This window comes from Ruegeria sediminis, from assembly GCF_005938215.1.
GTDB classification, from domain to species: Bacteria; Pseudomonadota; Alphaproteobacteria; order Rhodobacterales; family Rhodobacteraceae; genus Ruegeria; species Ruegeria sediminis.
The window spans coordinates 519,084-536,150 of sequence record NZ_VCPD01000003.1 but is presented as its reverse complement, the minus strand read 5'-3'; the positions used below and the strand labels follow the sequence as shown (position 1 = coordinate 536,150).

General features: G+C 63.3%; 15 protein-coding genes. 6 read left to right on the top strand and 9 right to left on the bottom strand.

The window, feature by feature from the left end; genetic code table 11:
- Positions 1-81: 81 nt before the first annotated feature.
- The 6 genes from FGK63_RS11060 to FGK63_RS11035 form a co-directional block, all read right to left on the bottom strand.
- Positions 82-1,686: a carboxyl transferase domain-containing protein gene (locus FGK63_RS11060; protein WP_138842127.1), complete on the bottom strand. Its 1,605-nt coding sequence runs from the start codon at positions 1,684-1,686 to the stop codon at positions 82-84.
- Positions 1,683-3,182: an AMP-binding protein gene (locus FGK63_RS11055; RefSeq protein ID WP_138842334.1), complete on the bottom strand. Its 1,500-nt coding sequence runs from the start codon at positions 3,180-3,182 to the stop codon at positions 1,683-1,685. Before FGK63_RS11055 ends, FGK63_RS11060 begins: the two co-directional genes overlap by 4 nt.
- A 37-nt stretch (positions 3,183-3,219) precedes the next feature.
- The gene (locus FGK63_RS11050) at positions 3,220-3,927 is read right to left on the bottom strand and encodes a flavodoxin family protein (protein WP_138842125.1); all 708 of its coding nucleotides are present in this window, start codon (positions 3,925-3,927) and stop codon (positions 3,220-3,222) included.
- A gap of 50 nt (positions 3,928-3,977) precedes the next feature.
- Positions 3,978-5,141 (bottom strand): isovaleryl-CoA dehydrogenase, encoded by a 1,164-nt coding sequence (locus FGK63_RS11045; protein ID WP_138842123.1) that lies wholly within the window; start codon positions 5,139-5,141, stop codon positions 3,978-3,980.
- Positions 5,142-5,326: 185 nt separating this feature from the next.
- Positions 5,327-6,517 (bottom strand): DegT/DnrJ/EryC1/StrS family aminotransferase, encoded by a 1,191-nt coding sequence (locus FGK63_RS11040; protein ID WP_138842121.1) that lies wholly within the window; start codon positions 6,515-6,517, stop codon positions 5,327-5,329.
- A 62-nt stretch (positions 6,518-6,579) separates the two neighbouring features.
- Complete coding sequence (locus FGK63_RS11035; protein ID WP_138842119.1) at positions 6,580-7,251, bottom strand: HAD-IA family hydrolase; 672 nt, start codon at positions 7,249-7,251, stop codon at positions 6,580-6,582.
- 133 nt (positions 7,252-7,384) lie between these two features.
- Here FGK63_RS11035 and glmU point away from each other — a divergent pair, with 133 nt between their 5' ends.
- From glmU to FGK63_RS11015, 4 genes are read left to right on the top strand one after another with little or no spacing between them, the layout of a single operon-like run.
- Complete coding sequence (gene glmU, locus FGK63_RS11030) at positions 7,385-8,737, top strand: bifunctional UDP-N-acetylglucosamine diphosphorylase/glucosamine-1-phosphate N-acetyltransferase GlmU (protein ID WP_138842117.1); 1,353 nt, start codon at positions 7,385-7,387, stop codon at positions 8,735-8,737.
- 3 nt (positions 8,738-8,740) lie between these two features.
- Positions 8,741-10,564, top strand: coding sequence for a glutamine--fructose-6-phosphate transaminase (isomerizing) (gene glmS, locus FGK63_RS11025; protein ID WP_138842115.1), 1,824 nt, complete (start codon positions 8,741-8,743; stop codon positions 10,562-10,564).
- A 3-nt stretch (positions 10,565-10,567) separates the two neighbouring features.
- Positions 10,568-11,110 (top strand): pyridoxamine 5'-phosphate oxidase family protein, encoded by a 543-nt coding sequence (locus FGK63_RS11020; RefSeq protein ID WP_138842113.1) that lies wholly within the window; start codon positions 10,568-10,570, stop codon positions 11,108-11,110.
- A gap of 7 nt (positions 11,111-11,117) precedes the next feature.
- Positions 11,118-11,804, top strand: coding sequence for a DNA alkylation repair protein (locus tag FGK63_RS11015; protein ID WP_138842111.1), 687 nt, complete (start codon positions 11,118-11,120; stop codon positions 11,802-11,804).
- Here the strand turns inward: FGK63_RS11015 and FGK63_RS11010 are convergent.
- Complete coding sequence (locus tag FGK63_RS11010; protein WP_138842109.1) at positions 11,792-12,226, bottom strand: hypothetical protein; 435 nt, start codon at positions 12,224-12,226, stop codon at positions 11,792-11,794. The two genes, FGK63_RS11015 and FGK63_RS11010, sit on opposite strands and share 13 nt — an antisense overlap.
- A 90-nt stretch (positions 12,227-12,316) precedes the next feature.
- Here FGK63_RS11010 and moaA point away from each other — a divergent pair, with 90 nt between their 5' ends.
- Positions 12,317-13,324 carry a GTP 3',8-cyclase MoaA gene (moaA, locus tag FGK63_RS11005; RefSeq protein ID WP_138842107.1) on the top strand — a complete coding sequence of 336 codons (1,008 nt, stop codon included), beginning with the start codon at positions 12,317-12,319 and terminating at the stop codon, positions 13,322-13,324.
- A gap of 1 nt (position 13,325) precedes the next feature.
- Positions 13,326-14,645: a 3-deoxy-D-manno-octulosonic acid transferase gene (locus tag FGK63_RS11000; RefSeq protein ID WP_138842105.1), complete on the top strand. Its 1,320-nt coding sequence runs from the start codon at positions 13,326-13,328 to the stop codon at positions 14,643-14,645.
- A 64-nt stretch (positions 14,646-14,709) separates the two neighbouring features.
- Here FGK63_RS11000 and FGK63_RS10995 read toward each other — a convergent pair whose 3' ends face one another.
- Positions 14,710-15,873, bottom strand: a complete 1,164-nt coding sequence (locus FGK63_RS10995) for a M20 aminoacylase family protein (protein ID WP_138842103.1) — start codon at positions 15,871-15,873, stop codon at positions 14,710-14,712.
- Positions 15,874-15,897: 24 nt separating this feature from the next.
- A complete protein-coding gene (locus FGK63_RS10990; RefSeq protein ID WP_138842101.1) occupies positions 15,898-17,061 on the bottom strand; it encodes a M20 aminoacylase family protein in 1,164 nt (387 codons plus the stop codon).
- Between the last annotated feature and the right edge of the window lie 6 nt (positions 17,062-17,067).

The following is a 17,067-nucleotide window of genomic DNA, read 5'->3' as shown; positions in this document are numbered from 1 at the left end:
GTTGGTCCTTTGTGTCACGCGTCGGATCGGGGGCGCTGCCCCCGGACCCCCGGAGTATTTGTCAAAAGATGAAGCACGGCCTTACATCCGGAAAACGCCGAAGCGCGTGTCCGCGATGGGCGCATTCAGCGCGGCGCTGAGCGACAGGGCCAGCACGTCGCGGCTTTTCCGCGGATCGATGACGCCGTCGTCCCAGAGCCGCGCCGAAGCGTAGAGCGGGTGCGACTGGTGTTCGAACATCTCGAGCGTCGGGCGTTTGAACTCGGCCTCTTCCTCGGCCGACCAGTTGCCTCCGGACCGCTCGATGCCGTCGCGTTTGACGGTTGCCAAAACGCCCGCCGCCTGTTCGCCGCCCATGACCGAGATGCGGGAATTGGGCCAGGTCCACAGGAACCGCGGCTGATAGGCGCGGCCCGCCATGCCATAGTTGCCCGCCCCGAAGGAGCCGCCGACCAGCATGGTGATTTTCGGCACATTTGTCGTCGCGACCGCGGTCACCATCTTGGCGCCGTGCCGCGCGATGCCTTCATTCTCGTATTTGCGCCCCACCATGAAGCCGGTGATGTTCTGCAGGAACACCAGCGGGATTTTCCGCTGGCTGCAGAGTTCCACGAAATGCGCGCCCTTTTGTGCGGCTTCGGAAAACAAAACGCCGTTGTTGGCGATGATCCCGATCGGGCAGCCCTTGAGATGGGCAAAACCGGTGACGAGTGTTTCGCCGAAGCGCGGCTTGAACTCGTCGAAGCGCGAGCCGTCGACCAAGCGCGCGATCACTTCGCGGATGTCGTAGGGCGTACGCAGATCGGCGGGAACGACGCCGAGGATTTCGTCGGGATCATAGGCCGGATCCTCGGGGCTGGCCCAGTCCACGGTCTGCGGCTTGCGGCGGTTGAGCGACCGGACCGCGCGGCGCGCAAGGGCCAACGCATGGGCGTCATCCTCGGCCAGGTAATCCGCGACACCGCTGAGGCGCGTGTGCACGTCGCCACCGCCAAGATCTTCGGCAGTCACCACTTCGCCCGTAGCGGCCTTGACCAGCGGAGGACCGGCCAGAAAGATCGTGCCCTGTTCCTTGACGATGATGGTGACGTCGGACATCGCCGGAACATACGCCCCCCCGGCGGTGCAGGAACCCATGACCACGGCGATCTGCGGGATGCCTTTGGCGGACATCCGGGCCTGGTTGTAGAAGATGCGGCCGAAATGATCGCGGTCGGGGAACACTTCGTCCTGATTGGGCAGGTTGGCCCCGCCACTGTCCACCAGGTAGATGCAGGGTAGGTTGTTTTCCTCGGCGATCTCTTGCGCGCGCAGGTGCTTCTTGACCGTCATCGGGTAGTAGGTGCCGCCCTTCACGGTGGCGTCGTTGCAGACGACCATGACCTCCTGCCCCTCGACCCGGCCGATACCAGCAACCACGCCGGCGCAGGGCGCATCGCCGTCATACATGCCGTGCGCCGCCGTCGCGCCGATTTCCAGGAAGGGCGAGCCCGGATCCAGCAGGTTCGCTACCCGCCGGCGCGGCAGCATCTTGCCGCGCGCCTCGTGCCGGGCGCGGGACTTCTCGCCTCCGCCCATGCGGGCGGCCTCGGCGGCGGCGGAAATCTGCGCCAGCGCTTCGAGATGCGCGGCGCGATTTGATTTGAAGCCCTCGGAGGTGGGCATCGCCTTGGATGTGAGTTTCACTGTTCAGCCTCCAGTTCCGCCGCGGCGCGACGTTTCAGTTCCTTGCGTATCACCTTGCCCGTCACCGTCATCGGCAAGGCATCGAGAAACGCGATTTCCCTCGGGTACGAGTAATGTGCGAGCCGGTCCCTGACCAAGCCCTGCAATTCATGTGCCGAGACTTTCGCCCCCGGCTTCAGAACGACATAGGCCTTGACGATCTCGGTCCTGAGCGGGTCGGGCTTGCCCACGACCCCAACCGTCGCAACAGCCGGATGGGTCAGCAGGCAATCCTCGATCTCGGCCGGTCCGATGCGGTAACCCGCCGAAGTGATCACGTCGTCGTCGCGACCGACGAAGCGGAGGTAGTCGCCCTCCCAGACGCCCCGGTCACCGGTGACAAGCCAGTCCCCGCGGAACTTCTCGGCGGTGGCCTGCGGGTTGTTCCAGTATTCCAGCAGCATCGAGGCGGAGCCCCGGTGAATTGCCACGTCACCCTCGTCCAAAGTAAGGTTTCCCGCCTCGTCGATCACTGCAACCTCATGCCCCGGCACCGGTTTGCCGATACAGCCCGGGCGCGCCGGGAAATCGGTGGCGCAGGACGACACGACCATGTTGCATTCGGTCTGCCCGTAGAATTCGTTGATGGTCAGGCCGAATGCCCGCTCGCCCCAGGCCAGCATCTCGGCCCCCAGGGGTTCGCCGCCAGAAGCGACCGAGCGCAGGCCCGGGATGGCCTGATCCGCAGCCTTCAGCATACGCAGGGCGGTCGGCGGGAAGAACACGTTTCGGACGCCTCCACGGCCAATCACGTCGGCGCAGGCCTCGGGCGTGAACTTGTCGAGACGCGCGGCGACGACCGGTATGCCCAGGCTGAGCCCCGGCATCAGCACGTCGAAAAGCCCGCCGATCCAGGCCCAGTCGGCCGGGGTCCAGAGGCAATCGCCTTTCTGCAGGTGGTTATGGCTGATCGACACGCCCGGCAGGTGGCCGGTCAGAACACGATGGCCATGCAGCGCACCCTTGGGGCTGCCTGTGGTGCCCGAAGTGTAGATCAGCACCGCCGGGTCATCGGCGCCGGTGTCCGCGAAAGGCAAAGGCGGGCCCTCTTCTCCGGCCTCGGACGCCATCAGCGGCGATGCAAGATCGCCCAAAAGTTCCGCGCCCTGCGCATCGGTCAGCACGATCTTCGCCCCGGCATCCGAAACGCGCGACCGCAGGGCGTCCCGCTGAAAGAGCTTGAACAAGGGCACCGATATCGCACCGATCTTCCAGACCGCCAGATGCGCCGCGGCGCACCAGGGCGACTGGCTGAGCAGCACGCCGACACGGTCGCCTGGCGCCACGTCGCGCATCAGACGGCGGGCCAGACCGTCGGTCATTTTCTCCAGCGTGCCGACACTGACATCCTGCCGGACCGGCCCCGTCAGATCGATGATCGCGAGCTGCTCGGCGGGTCCGGCAAGGCATTGCCGAGCCATGTTGAGCCTCGGCGGAACCTGCCACTGACCGTCCATGACCAGATCGCGATATGACGTTGCCAATGTCACTGAATCACCTGACCGTTCGAGGATTGCGAAAGCCGAACCGTTCGCCCTTTGCCCAGGCGTCACGGTCGTTCCCTTCGTTGGGGTAACCGCCCGCGGCCTTCAGCATCCGCGCCAGGTGGATAAGGTTCCAGGTCATGATCGTCGTGTTTCGCTGGGTGAATTCGTTGTCGAATCCCGCGCGTTCTCCATCCACCTCGTCGCCGTATGACGGGCCCGGTCCGGCCTCGCCAATCCAGCCGCAATCCGCCTGCGGCGGAATCGTGTAGCCCAAATGGCTGAGCGCGAACCCCGTGGTCATCGCAACATGCTTGACGCCATCTTCGTTGCCGGTCACCACGGTGCCGCCGACCTTGCCGTAAAAGATCGACTGTCCCTTGTCATTGAGTTCGCCCGACATGGCGTAGAGGCGTTCGATCAGGATGCGGCAGACGCTGCTTTCCTCGCCCAGCCAGATCGGCGTTCCAATGACCAGAATGTCGGCGCCCAGCACCTTTTTCCACAGCTTGGGCCAATCGTCCCGGTCCCATCCGTGTTCCGTCATGTCCGGGTAGATGCCGGGCGGCACCAGATGGTCGAGCAGGTACAAATGCTCGACCGCGATCCCCTGCCCTTCCATGATGGCGGCCGATGCATTCAGCAGCAGCTGTGTATGGCTTTCCTCGCGGCGCCGCTTGAGCGAGGTGTTGACGTAAAGCGCGGTCACTTCGGCCATGATGCTATACCTCGTGGAATGCTTCGCGGAATGTCCCCGCGGCGATCAGCCTACAGCATCTCGGACATCAACTCGCGCCCGATCAGCATTCGGCGGATCTCGGAGGTACCTGCACCGATCTCCATCAGCTTTGCGTCCCTGAAGATGCGGCTGACCGGGGCATCCGACAGGAATCCGGCTCCACCCATCGCCTGCACGGCCTGATGCGCCTGCACCATCGCCTGTTCCGAGGCATAGAGGCAGCAGGCGGCCGCGTCCTGACGGGTCACGTCGCCCCGGTCGCAAGCTTTGGCGACCTCGTAGATATAGGCCCGGGCCGAGTTCATCGCGGTGTACATGTCCGCGATCTTGCCCTGCATCAACTGGAAGCTGCCGATGGGTTTTCCGAACTGCTTGCGTTCGGCCATGTAGGGCATGATCTCGTCAAGGCAGGCCGCCATGATGCCGGTTCCGATCCCTGCCAGCACCACCCGCTCATAGTCGAGACCGGACATCAGCACCGCGACGCCCTTGCCCTCTTCGCCCAGAACGTTCTCGAACGGAACTTCCACATCCTCGAAGATCAGTTCGGCGGTGTTCGAGCCGCGCATCCCCAGCTTGTCGAAATGGGGCGAGGTCGAGAACCCCTTCATTTCCTTCTCGATCAGGAAGGCGGTGATTCCCTTGGACCCGGCCTCGGGATCGGTCTTGGCATAGACGACCAGCGTGTCGGCATCCGGTCCGTTGGTGATCCAGTACTTGTTGCCGTTCAGGCGATAGTGGTCGTTCCGCTTCTCGGCGCGCAGCTTCATCGACACCACGTCCGAGCCGGCCGACGGTTCCGACATCGCCAGCGCGCCCACATGATCGCCCGAAACAAGGCGCGGCAGGTATTTCTGCTTCTGCTCGGCGTTGCCGTTCAGCTTGATCTGGTTGACGCAAAGGTTGGAATGCGCCCCATAGGAAAGCGACACCGAAGCCGAGGCGCGGGCGATCTCTTCCACGGCGACCGTATGCGCGAGATAGGTCATCCCCGCTCCGCCGAATTCTTCCGGAACGGTGATGCCGAGCAAGCCCAGATCGCCCATTTCCTTCCAAAGCTCGTTCGGAAACGCGTTGGTCTTGTCGATTTCCGCGGCCATCGGCTTGACCCGCTCCTGGGCCCAGCGGTGCACCATTTCGCGCAGGGCGTTCACGTCCTCGCCAAGATCGAATTGCATGGTTGCAGCGAACATCTGCGCTCTCCTCTCGCGTTAATGAACAACTGTTCAATAACGAGATACCAGCGAATCCTCGTTCGGTCAACGATTGCCTTCACGTTCCGCCCCGCACCAAATAACAAAACGGCGGAACGGCGCCGCTCCGCCGAAACGGGCGCGATTCGGTTTACGTCCGCGCTTTGCAGACGTGCTAGGCCGGATCAAGATTGAAATACGGCTCCGACTTCCGCCCGGATGATGCGCGCGATGAGGCGGCAGTCTTCCAGCGAAAAGGTCAGCGGAACCCGCATGTCCACAATGCCTGCGAGGATGCGGTCGCTTTTCGGCATCTGTTCGCTCTTGGCGTAGCGCCAGCTGTCATAGCGCGACGTGAAGCCGACAGGTTCCGCCCGGCCGAACCACTTCAGCTCAACGCCGCGCTCGGCACAGCGGCGGACCACCTCGGCCACGCGCTCGCCCGGCCAGTCGAGCAGCAGAAACTGGATCGACGAACCCACGTAGGACTCGGCCTCGGGGCGGTCGATGATGGTCAGCCCCGGTGTGCCACGCAGACCACTTTCGATCTCGCGGTATCGCTCGTTCCATCGCGATACCTGCGCGTCGAGTTGCCTGAGTTGCGGGCGCAGGATGGCAGCTCTCAGATTGTCCATACGGCCCGAGATGTTCGGCGTGTCATATTTCACCCTGTCGAACACCTCCGGCGGCGGCGCAGCCATGTGCCGTTCGAACAGCATGTACGAACCCGACAGCATCACCGATCTTGCCGCCAGTTCCGCGTCGTCGGTGACGAGAAGCCCGCCCTCGCCAGAATTGACGTGCTTGTAAGTCTGGCAGGAATAGCAGCCGATGGCCCCCTGCCTCCCCGAAGGCACCCCGTTCCAGGCCGCCCCCATCGTGTGGGCGCAGTCCTCGATCACCGTTATCCCTGCAGCGTCGCAAATTTCCATCAAGCGATCCATGTCGCACAGATGGCCGCGCATGTGGCTGAGCATCAGCACCTTGGCCTGCCCCGACTTGGCTGCCAGATCGTCCAGATCGATGGTCAGGTCTTCGGTGACGCCCACGAAGATGGGAACTGCGCCGACCGCGGCAATCGAACCCGGCACGGGCGCCAGGGTAAAGGCATTCGTCAACACCGGATCCCCCGGCTTGACGCCCACCGCCCTGAGTGCCGTCGCAAGCGCATAACCGCCCGAAGCCACGGCCAGACAGTATTTCGCGCCGATCTGCGCCGCGAATTCCTGTTCGAGCAATGCCGTTTCGCCCAATTCTCCAGGCGCAAGATTGTAACGGTGCAACCGCCCGTGGCGCAGCACCGACACGGCGGCCTCGATCGCCTCCTCCGGGATGGGTTCCTGCTGGGTGAAACTGCCAGAAAATCTTTCGCTCATTGCCTGTTTGTGCGAGCAGCCGCAGCCCCGGTCAAGGGGGGAAACAGTGAACTCGGCGCAGATCAGAACACCCGGCCGATCAGATTCGGCACAAGACCCGGCAGATCGTCGAAATGATGCAGCAAGGCTTCGGGTTCCAATGCGGCCATGTCGGCGCCCGAAGGACCGAACGTCACCAAAACCGAAGGCACGCCGGCGGCGCGGGCCGTGTTCCGGTCAGTGTCGGAATCCCCGACCAGAACGCATCTAGCAGGGTCGCCTCCGGCCCTCCGCGCGGCTTCGCGCAGCGGTTCGGGATCGGGTTTGCGCACCGGAAGCGTGTCCGCACCGACCAGCGAGGCAAAGACTTCGCGAACGCCGAGACGCGTCAGCAGCAGGTCGGCCAGCGCTTCGGGCTTGTTGGTGCAGATGCCGACTCCATAGCCGGCGGCCTTCAGCGCCTCTACCGCCTCCATCGCGCCGGGATAGAATGCGGTGTGGTGGTCGATGGCTTCGGCATAGGCCGCCAGCAGAACCGGGTAAAACTCATCGACGGTGTCGGCACGGTACGCACCGACACGCTCCAGCCCGTGAGTCAGCATCATGCGGCCGCCGCGAAGTGCGATATTGGCATCTTGCCCATGCACCAGTACATCGCCGTGCCCCATCTGCCGGAAACAGTGATTTGCCGCAGCCAGCAGGTCTCCTGACGTGTCCGCCAAGGTACCGTCCAGATCGAAAATCACCGTGCGCATGCGGCCTCCTTGCTCGGCGGGTATCCGCCACGACGTGTTGCAAACGGCAATCTTGTTTGATCACGGAACCGCTTGCGACTTTGCCCTCAGCGGATAAAACGGTCGCCAGCAAAACGAAAGAGATAATATTTTCATGAGCACCGCCCTTGTCATCCTTGCCGCAGGAAAAGGCACCAGGATGAATTCGGACCTGCCGAAGGTTCTTCACCCGATCGCCCACGCCCCGATGCTGATTCACGCCATGCGCGCCGGCGTGGCCCTGTCGCCCGAGCGCACCGTGGTTGTCGCAGGTCATGGAGCCGATGAAGTGGCCAAGGCGGTCGCGGACGAGGATGAAACCGCCGTAGTCGCCATTCAGCAAGAACAGCTTGGCACCGCCCATGCAGTCGAACAGGCCCGCGAAGCTCTGGACGGGTTCAGCGGCGACGTGGTGGTCCTTTACGGGGACACCCCGTTTCTGCAGCCCGCGACACTGGAACGTATGGTCGAGGCGCGGCGCGCGCACGATTTGGTGATCCTCGGCTTTGAAGCGGCGGATCCTGCACGCTATGGCCGCCTAGTGATGCAGGGAGAAACGCTGGAACGGATCGTCGAATTCAAGGACGCATCGGATGAAGAACGCGCCATAACCTTCTGCAATTCAGGGCTGATGGCTTGTGACGCAGACACGCTGTTCTCGCTGATCGACGAGGTCGGCAATCACAACGCATCCAAGGAGTACTATCTGACGGATGTCGTCGAGATCGCCCGCCAGCGCGGTCTAAAGGTCACGGCGGTGGCCTGCGAAGAGGCGCAGACGCTTGGCGTGAACTCGCGCCCGGACTTGGCGGCGGCGGACGCCGTGTTCCAGGCCCGCGCCCGCGCCGAGCTGCTGGATCTGGGCGTGACGCTAATGGCCCCGGAAACCGTATATCTGGCCGCCGATACCGTGATCGGACGTGACGCGGTGATCGAGCCCAATGTCGTCTTCGGGCCTGGCGTGACGGTGGAGAGCGGCGCCGTGATCCGTTCGTTTTCGCATCTCGAAGGCTGTCATGTCAGCCGTGGGGCCGTTGTTGGCCCCTACGCCCGCCTGCGCCCCGGCACGGAACTGGCCGAAGACAGCCGGATCGGCAATTTCGTCGAAATCAAGAATGCCGAAATCGGAGAAGGCGCCAAGGTCAACCACCTCAGCTATATCGGCGATGCTTCAGTTGGGGCAGCCACCAACATCGGCGCCGGCACCATCACCTGCAATTATGACGGCGTGATGAAGCACCGCACCGAGATCGGCGAGAACGTGTTTGTCGGCTCGAACACGATGCTGGTGGCCCCTGTCCGGCTTGGCGACGGCGCGATGACCGCGACCGGCACCGTGGTGACCCGCGACGTCGAGGCCGATGCGCTGGCCGTGGCGCGCGCGCGGCAGGAAAACAAGCCGGGATACGCACGGAAACTGTTCGAAATGTTGAAGGCGAAGAAAGCTCGCCGGGAAAAAAGGGCCTGACCTATGTGTGGAATCGTCGGAGTTCTGGGAGAGCACGAGGTCGCGCCGATACTTGTCGAGGCGCTGAAGCGGCTTGAATACCGCGGCTATGACAGCGCGGGCATCGCCACCGTGAACGACGGTGTGCTCGACCGTCGCCGTGCGGTGGGCAAGCTGGCCAATCTCAGCGATCTTCTGGTGCATGACCCGCTACCGGGCAAGTCGGGAATAGGCCACACCCGATGGGCCACGCACGGCGCGCCGACGGTCGAGAACGCCCATCCACACCGCGCGGGCGCGGTCGCGGTCGTTCACAACGGGATCGTCGAGAACTACCGTGAACTTCGGGCGGAGTTGTCGGACAACGGAATCAGGTTCCAGACCGAAACCGACACGGAAACCGTTGCGTTGATGACCGAGTATCACATGCGGTCGGGACTGGGACCGGTCGAGGCGGCGTTCAAGACCATCGACCAGCTTGAGGGAGCCTTCGCGCTGGCCTTTCTGTTCGACGGCGAGGAGGATCTGATCATCGCCGCCCGCAAGGGCTCGCCGCTGGCCATAGGGCACGGGGACGGCGAGATGTTCGTGGGTTCGGACGCCATCGCCCTGGCCCCGTTGACCGACCGGATCACCTATCTTGAAGAAGGCGACAGGGCCGTCGTGACGCGGACCTCGCTGGAGATCCGCACCGAGAAAGGCGAACTGGCCAACCGCGAGATACGCCGGATAAAGCTGGAGCATTCGCAGGCTGACAAGGCCGGACACAAGCATTTCATGTCGAAGGAAATTGCAGAACAGCCGGTGGTCGTGGCCGAAGCGATCCGTTCCTACCTTCCCACGGGCAGCGATCGCGTGAACCTTCCGGGAGAAAACCTGGATTTCTCCAAACTGGATCGGCTGACCATGGTCGCCTGCGGCACCGCCTTCTATGCGTGCCTCACCGCGAAATACTGGTTCGAGCAACTGGCCAAGATGCCCGTCGAGGTCGATATCGCCTCGGAGTTCCGCTACCGCGAACCGCCGATCCCTGGCCGCACGCTGGCGCTGTTCGTCAGCCAGTCGGGCGAAACCGCAGATACGCTTGCGGCGCTGCGCTATTGCGAGGGCAAGGCGGACAAGATCGTGTCGGTGATCAACGTTCCGGAAAGCTCGATCGCGCGCGAAAGCGATCTGGCGCTGCCCATTCATGCCGGCGTGGAAATCGGCGTCGCTTCGACCAAGGCGTTCACGTGCCAACTGGCCGTTCTGCTGATGCTGGCCCTCAAGGCCGCGGCAGACCGCGGCACCATGACGGACGAGGAACTCTCCGACCACGCCGCTGCCCTGCGCGGTCTGCCGACGGCACTGAACACGGCGCTGGATCAGAACCGCCCGATCAGAAAAGCCGCGCAAAGGCTCAGCGAGGCGCGCGACGTGCTGTTCCTGGGCCGCGGGCTGATGTATCCGCTGGCGCTGGAGGGCGCGTTAAAGCTCAAGGAAATCAGCTATATACACGCCGAAGGTTACGCATCAGGAGAGTTGAAGCACGGCCCTATCGCGCTGATCGACAAGAACATGCCGGTGGTAGTGATGGCCCCGCGCGATGCGCTGTTCGACAAGACCGTGTCGAACATGCAGGAGGTGATGGCACGCAAGGGCAAGGTCATCCTCGTCTCGGATGACGACGGCATTGCCGAGGCCGAGGACGGCGTTTGGGCCACGATCCGGATGCCGCACATCCATTCCAGCCTGTCGCCGATCCTCTATGCCGTCCCTGCGCAACTGCTCGCCTATCACACGGCTGTCGCCAAGGGTACGGACGTGGACCAGCCGCGCAATCTGGCGAAATCCGTTACTGTGGAGTGAACCATGGCCAAGCAGTTTCCTGCCCTCGACGACGCGCACCGCAAGTTCATCGAGGATCAGCACCTCTTCTTCACCGGGTCTGCCGGTCCGGAAGGGCGGGTGAACATCTCGCCCAAGGGGATGGAGTCGCTGCGGGTGATGGGGCCGAACAGGATCCTTTGGATGAACCTGACCGGCAGCGGCAACGAAACCGCCGGGCATCTGCTTGAGAACAACCGGATGACGCTCATGTGGTGCTCTTTCACCACCCGCCCGCTGATCCTGCGAGCCTATGGCACTGCGCGAACCGTACAGGCCGACGACAAAGACTGGACCGAATTCGCGGCGCTGTTCCCGCCTCACCGCAGCGCCCGCCAGATCTTCGACGTGGCGATAGACCTGGTTCAAACCTCGTGCGGCTATGCGGTACCGCTGATGGATTACCGGGCGGAACGCGATACGATGCAGAAATGGGTGGACGGCAAGTCCGATGAGGATATCCGCGCCTATTGGAGTGACAGGAACCAGACCACAATCGACGGCAAGCCCACCGGCGTGCCGGTCTGAAACCGCCATGCCCGCCCCGCATCTCGACCAGATCAGGGCCCATGCCGACCCCGAGCGGGCGGCGCAGATGGCTGCCTATCATAAAATCGACCGCCCCTACCTGGGGGTGTCCAACCCGGTGCTCAACGACCTGACCAAGTCCTGGCGGCAGGAATTGAGCGTTCCCGAACGCGTCGAACTGGCCGATGCCCTGTGGCAGACGAACATCCACGAGGCACGATTGGCCGCGTCGAAACTGCTCACCCAGGCTCGCATCCGGCCGGATGAGGCGGTCTGGGCCCTGCTGCTAAGCTGGCTACCCGATTTCGACGCCTGGGCAGTGGCCGATCATGCCTGCATGGCGATGCAGAAACGCCTGATTGCCCGTCCGGAACGCCTGGATCAGATCGAGGAATGGACCCGCTCGGACCACATGTGGACCCGTCGGGCCGCCCTGGTGGCGACGCTGCCCTGGACCAAGCAGAACCATCCCAAACCCGAAGACCTGGAGCGCCGCGACCGCATCCTCGGATGGGCGGCAACCTATGTCTCGGACCGCGACTGGTTCATCCAGAAGGCGGTCGCTTGGTGGCTGCGGGACCTGTCGAAACACGATCCCGGACGCACCCGCGCATTTCTGGACCGGCACGGGCAGGACATGAAACCCTTTGCACGCAAGGAAGCGGGCAAGTACTTGAAAGATCAGTTGGAATAAACGTCCAACTCGACCAGTTGGTCGAGTGGCACCAGCAAGGCCTGCATCGCTTCAAGCGACAAACGACTGCCGGCGCCTTCGGCTCCGGGCGCGGGAACAAGGGCGACATAAGCCTGCGCCCCGGTCCTTTGCACGACGATCCGCCCGTTCATCTCGGTCTTGACCAGCGGCGTTTCCAGCCAGCGTCCGGGTTTCGTGGGATCGCCCAATCCCGCGATGGTCTGCTTCGCCCCGTCCCAGCCGGTATCGACGACGACGGCCTCGGTTGGTTGCACCTCTTCCGCTGCCACGTCTTCGACCACCGCCTCATCCGCGGCGGTGTTCTGCGGACGATCCGAACCACCGAACAATCGGTTCGAAGAGGTGCGAACGGCGTCGCAACCTGCCAAAAGTACCAGCGATATCAAAACGGCGCGCTTCATGCCGAGAACCCTATCCCCGCATGTCCGTCCATGCCAGCCCAAAGACGGTTAGCTCTTGCCGCTGGCTGATCCCCGCTTTACCTATGTCACATGACCGCTCCGCTGATAGACCCGTTCGCTCGCGCCATCACCTATCTCCGCGTTTCCGTCACGGATCGCTGCGATTTTCGCTGCGTCTATTGCATGTCCGAGAACATGACCTTTCTGCCGAAGCGGGAGCTGCTGACGCTGGAAGAACTGGACCGCATGTGCTCGACCTTCATCCGGATGGGGGTGGAGAAACTGCGCATCACCGGAGGCGAGCCACTGGTGAGGCGGGACATCATGACCTTCTTCGACGCGATGACCCGGCATCTGGACAGCGGAGCACTCAAGGAGTTGACGCTGACCACGAACGGCTCACAACTGGCCCGCTTTGCCGACCAGCTATACGCGGCAGGGGTGCGCCGGGTGAACGTCTCGCTCGATACGCTGGACGAAGCGAAATTCGCCGGCATCACACGCTGGGGCCGGCTGCCGCAGGTGCTGCGCGGTATCGACGCGGCACAGAAGGCGGGATTGCGGATCAAGATCAACGCCGTCGCCCTGAAAGGGTTTAACGAGGACGAACTGCCGCGCATCACCGAATGGTGCGCCGAACGGGACATGGATCTGACCTGGATCGAAGTCATGCCGATGGGCGACATCGGCAACGAAGACCGTCTGGATCAGTACTGGTCGCTCAAGGATGTGCGGTCCGAATACGAGAAACACTACAGCGTGACCGATCTGGCCGAACGCACGGGCGGACCCGCGCGCTATGTGCGGCTGGAGGAAACGGGTCAGAAAATCGGCTTCATCACGCCTCTCAGCCACAATTTCTGCGAAAGCTGCAACCGCGTCCGCCTGACCTGCACCGGTGAGCTCTACATGTGCCTGGGGCAGGAGGACATGGCCGATCTGCGCAAACCGCTGCGGGATCATCCGGGTACCGAAGCGCCTCTGGAACAGGCGATCCGCGCCGCCATCAGCCACAAGCCCAAGGGCCATGATTTCGACTACTCCCGTCAACGCATCGACGGGCAGATGACGCGGCACATGAGCCACACGGGCGGCTGACGTGACCGGTATCAGCGGCCGGCCCACGGTGCTTTACGCGCTTTATCGGGGTTTCACGTCTATCGCGGCTCCGGTGGCTTGGGCCACCGTCCGGAAAAAGCTGAAAGACGCCGGCGTGCCGGAGAAACGGCAGCAGGAAAGGTTAGGCCATGCCAGCCTGCCCCGTCCGCAAAGCCGGCTCATCTGGTTCCACGCCGCCAGCGTCGGAGAAAGCCTGTCGGTACTGAGCCTGATCAGGCGGATGGGAAACCACCTGCCGGAGGCCGAATTTCTGATCACCTCGGGCACCCCTACCTCTGCCGCGCTGATCGAGAAACGGCTGCCACCTCGGACCCGGCACCAATACCCGCCTCTGGACACTCCGGCCCCTGTGCGTCGTTTTCTGGAGCACTGGCGCCCGGATGCGGGGATCTTCGTCGAAAGCGAGATCTGGCCGCGCCTCATCGTCGAAAGCGCCGAACGGGGCATCCCGCTGGCGCTGCTCAACGCCCGCCTGTCCGAGAAATCCGTCGAGGGCTGGAAACGACGCCCCGCCACCGCCCGCTTCATCCTGGACCGGTTCCGCCTGTTCCTGACCCAGAACGACAGGACCGCATCGAACCTCGTCGCGATGGGCGCCGATCCGGACCGCGTGCAACCCGGAACCAATCTAAAGGCGATGTCGGACCCGTTGCCGATCGACGAAGAGGTGCTGAACCGCCTCCGCAGCGAAATCGGCGAGCGCCCCCTCTGGATCGCCAGTTCTACCCATTCGGGCGAGGAAGAAAGCGTTCTGGCGGCTCATTCCCGGCTTCTTGAACGCTGGCCAGATCTGCTGCTGTTGCTGATCCCGCGCCACCCGGAACGCCGGGATCAGGTTGCGGACCTCGTGTCGGGCGCGGGCCTGGAGTTTGCGCAACGCACCAAGGACCAGCCGATCGCGCCGGATACTCAGGTCTATCTTGCCGACACGCTTGGCGAAACCGGAACCTGGTACGCGCTGTGCCCCATCGTTTTCCTGGGCGGTTCGCTGAAGGAGATTGGCGGCCACAACCCGTTTGAGCCGGCGCAGGCTGGCGCGGCGGTCATCACCGGGCCGGGCTTCTTCAACTTTGCCGAAACCTATGCCCCGCTTCTGGCCAGCGGCGGGGCTAAGGAAGTTCGGACATCCGAAGACCTCGCGCAAGCCGTTGCGCATTGGCTGCAGGATGACGCGGCGCTGGCCGCAGCGCGTTCTGCCGCGCGGGGCTGCGTCAGCAATCAGAAATCAGCGCTGGAATCGGTTATCGACACGCTCTGCGAGCAGCTGGAGCTGGCTGCAGAGCCACAGCCCCAATCCTAAACCGGGTCTAAGCCGCAACGGTCAATTGCCGCGCGGCGGGGACTGCACCCCGCCGCGCAATTCGTCATGCCGCCGGCATACGCTGCTCGACGATCTCGGCCCACCAACTGCAGCCAGCCGGAATGGCCTCGTCGTTGAAGTTGTACTCGGGGTGATGCACCATCGCCGTGTCGCCGTTGCCGACAAGGATGTAGGCGCCAGGACGCTCCTCGAGCATGAAGGCGAAATCCTCCCCCCCCATGACCAGCGGAGCCTCTTCGCAGTCGCCGGACACACTACGGGCCACCTGCGCCGCGAAATCAGTCTGTTCCTCGCTGTTCACCATCACCGGATAGCCGCGGATATAGGTCACGTCCGCCCGACCGTCGAAGGTTGCGGCGACGCCGTTGCAGATTTCCTTGATCCGCTTTTCCGCCAGATCCCGCATGTCCTTGCTCATCGTGCGGACGGTGCCCTTGATCTGCACCTTCTGCGGGATCACGTTGAACGCCTTGGACGAGGTCTCGAAAGAGGTGACCGACACCACGACTTGATCGATCGGGTCGGCATTGCGCGACGCGATGGTCTGCAGGGCCAGCACCGCCTGCGCCGTCATCACGGTGGTGTCCACGGTCTCATGAGGCTTGGCGGCATGGCCGCCGCGCCCTTCGAAAGTGATGTCGAACTGGTCGGTAGCGGCAAAGAAGGCGCCTGGGCGGATTGCGAACCGGCCTACGGGCTGGCCGGGCCAGTTGTGCATCCCATAGACTTCCTGGATGTTCCACCGTTCCATCATGCCGTCCTCGCACATCTCGCGACCGCCGCCGCCGCCTTCTTCGGCGGGCTGGAAGATCACGACGACCGTGCCGTCGAAGTTTCGGGTCTCGGACAGATATTTGGCCGCGCCCAACAGCATCGCCGTATGGCCGTCATGGCCGCAGGCATGCATGGCGCCCGGCGTCTTGGAGGCGTAGTCGAGCCCCGTCGCCTCGTGGATCGGCAGTGCGTCCATGTCGGCGCGCAGGCCGATCACCTTGCCCTTTGTGTCTGACTTGCCCTTGATGACGCCCACGACACCGGTGCGGCCGATACCGGTCACCACTTCGTCACAGCCGAAGTCTCTCAACTTGTCCGCAACCATTGCGCTGGTGCGGTGGGTTTCGAACAGGATCTCGGGGTTCTCGTGAATATCTCGTCGCCAGGCGGTGATTTCCTCCTGCAACTCGGCGAAACGGTTCTTGACTGGCATATCTCTTTTCTCTCCTTCGAAAACTCAGGCGGCCGGCATTCTGCGCTCGACCATTTCTGCAAACCACGAGCAACCCATCGGGATGATCTCGTCGTTGAAATCGTATTCCGGGTGATGCAGCCCGGCACTGTCGCCGTTTCCCAGCACGATGAAAGCGCCCGGGCGTTCCTGCAGCATGAACGAAAAATCCTCGCCGCCCATGACCATCGGCGCTTCGTCGCAACTGCCTCCGACCGCGATCGCCGCCTCGGTGGCGTAACCCGTCTGCTCCTCGGCATTGATCGTCACAGGCACGCCCCGGTGATAGCTGACCCGCGCAGATCCACCGAATGTGGAGGCGACCCCTTCGACCACTTCAGTCAGGCGCTTCTCGATCAGGTCCCGCAACTCGTTCGAGTGGGTCCGCACGGTGCCGCGCAGGCGGGCGGATTGCGGGATCACGTTGAACGCCTTCGACGAAGTTTCAACCGAGGTCACCGACAGGACCGCCTGCAGGACCGGGTCGGCGTTGCGGGACACGATAGTCTGCAAGGCGACGATCAATTGGGACAACATGACCGTGGTGTCGATGGTTTCGTGCGGCTTGGCGCCGTGGCCGCCCCGCCCTTCGAGGTGAACGTCGAATTCGTCGGCCGCCGCAAGCAGCGGGCCCGAGCGGATCGCGAACTGACCGGCGGATATCCCCGGCACATTGTGCATGGCATAGACTTCCTGAATCCCAAACCGGTCCATCAGACCGTCATTGCACATCGCTTCGGCCCCGTTGCCGCCCTCTTCCGCCGGCTGAAAGATCACCACGGCGGTGCCGTCAAAATTCCGCGTCTCGGCCAGGTATTTCGCCGCCCCCAGCACCATCGCCGTGTGCCCGTCATGGCCGCAGGCATGCATCGCGCCTGGCGTTTTCGAAGCATGGGCAAGCCCGGTCTGCTCCTGCATCGGCAGGGCGTCCATGTCCGCGCGCAGGCCGATCACGCGCCCCATTGTGTCCGTTTTGCCTTTGATCACACCAACGACGCCGGTTCGGCCAATGCCGGTCGCCACTTCGTCGCATCCGAACTCCCTGAGTTTTTCGGCAACCAGCGCGCTGGTGCGATGAGTGTCGTAGAGGATTTCGGGGTTTTCGTGGATGTCCCGCCGCCAGGCCGTGATCTCGGCGTGCATTTCCGCAAGACGATTCTTGATCGGCATGTCTCT

What these genes read in the sequence shown, in the direction of transcription:
- FGK63_RS11015 (WP_138842111.1), top strand. Translation starts at nt 11,118, where the DNA reads ATGCCCGCCCCGCATCTCGACCAGATCAGGGCCCATGCCGACCCCGAG.
- glmU (WP_138842117.1), top strand. Translation starts at nt 7,385, where the DNA reads ATGAGCACCGCCCTTGTCATCCTTGCCGCAGGAAAAGGCACCAGGATG.
- moaA (WP_138842107.1), top strand. Translation starts at nt 12,317, where the DNA reads ATGACCGCTCCGCTGATAGACCCGTTCGCTCGCGCCATCACCTATCTC.
- FGK63_RS11010 (WP_138842109.1), bottom strand. Translation starts at nt 12,226, where the DNA reads ATGAAGCGCGCCGTTTTGATATCGCTGGTACTTTTGGCAGGTTGCGAC.
- FGK63_RS10990 (WP_138842101.1), bottom strand. Translation starts at nt 17,061, where the DNA reads ATGCCGATCAAGAATCGTCTTGCGGAAATGCACGCCGAGATCACGGCC.
- FGK63_RS11040 (WP_138842121.1), bottom strand. Translation starts at nt 6,517, where the DNA reads ATGAGCGAAAGATTTTCTGGCAGTTTCACCCAGCAGGAACCCATCCCG.
- FGK63_RS11050 (WP_138842125.1), bottom strand. Translation starts at nt 3,927, where the DNA reads ATGGCCGAAGTGACCGCGCTTTACGTCAACACCTCGCTCAAGCGGCGC.
- glmS (WP_138842115.1), top strand. Translation starts at nt 8,741, where the DNA reads ATGTGTGGAATCGTCGGAGTTCTGGGAGAGCACGAGGTCGCGCCGATA.
- FGK63_RS11020 (WP_138842113.1), top strand. Translation starts at nt 10,568, where the DNA reads ATGGCCAAGCAGTTTCCTGCCCTCGACGACGCGCACCGCAAGTTCATC.
- FGK63_RS10995 (WP_138842103.1), bottom strand. Translation starts at nt 15,873, where the DNA reads ATGCCAGTCAAGAACCGTTTCGCCGAGTTGCAGGAGGAAATCACCGCC.
- FGK63_RS11045 (WP_138842123.1), bottom strand. Translation starts at nt 5,141, where the DNA reads ATGTTCGCTGCAACCATGCAATTCGATCTTGGCGAGGACGTGAACGCC.
- FGK63_RS11035 (WP_138842119.1), bottom strand. Translation starts at nt 7,251, where the DNA reads ATGCGCACGGTGATTTTCGATCTGGACGGTACCTTGGCGGACACGTCA.
- FGK63_RS11055 (WP_138842334.1), bottom strand. Translation starts at nt 3,182, where the DNA reads ATGGACGGTCAGTGGCAGGTTCCGCCGAGGCTCAACATGGCTCGGCAA.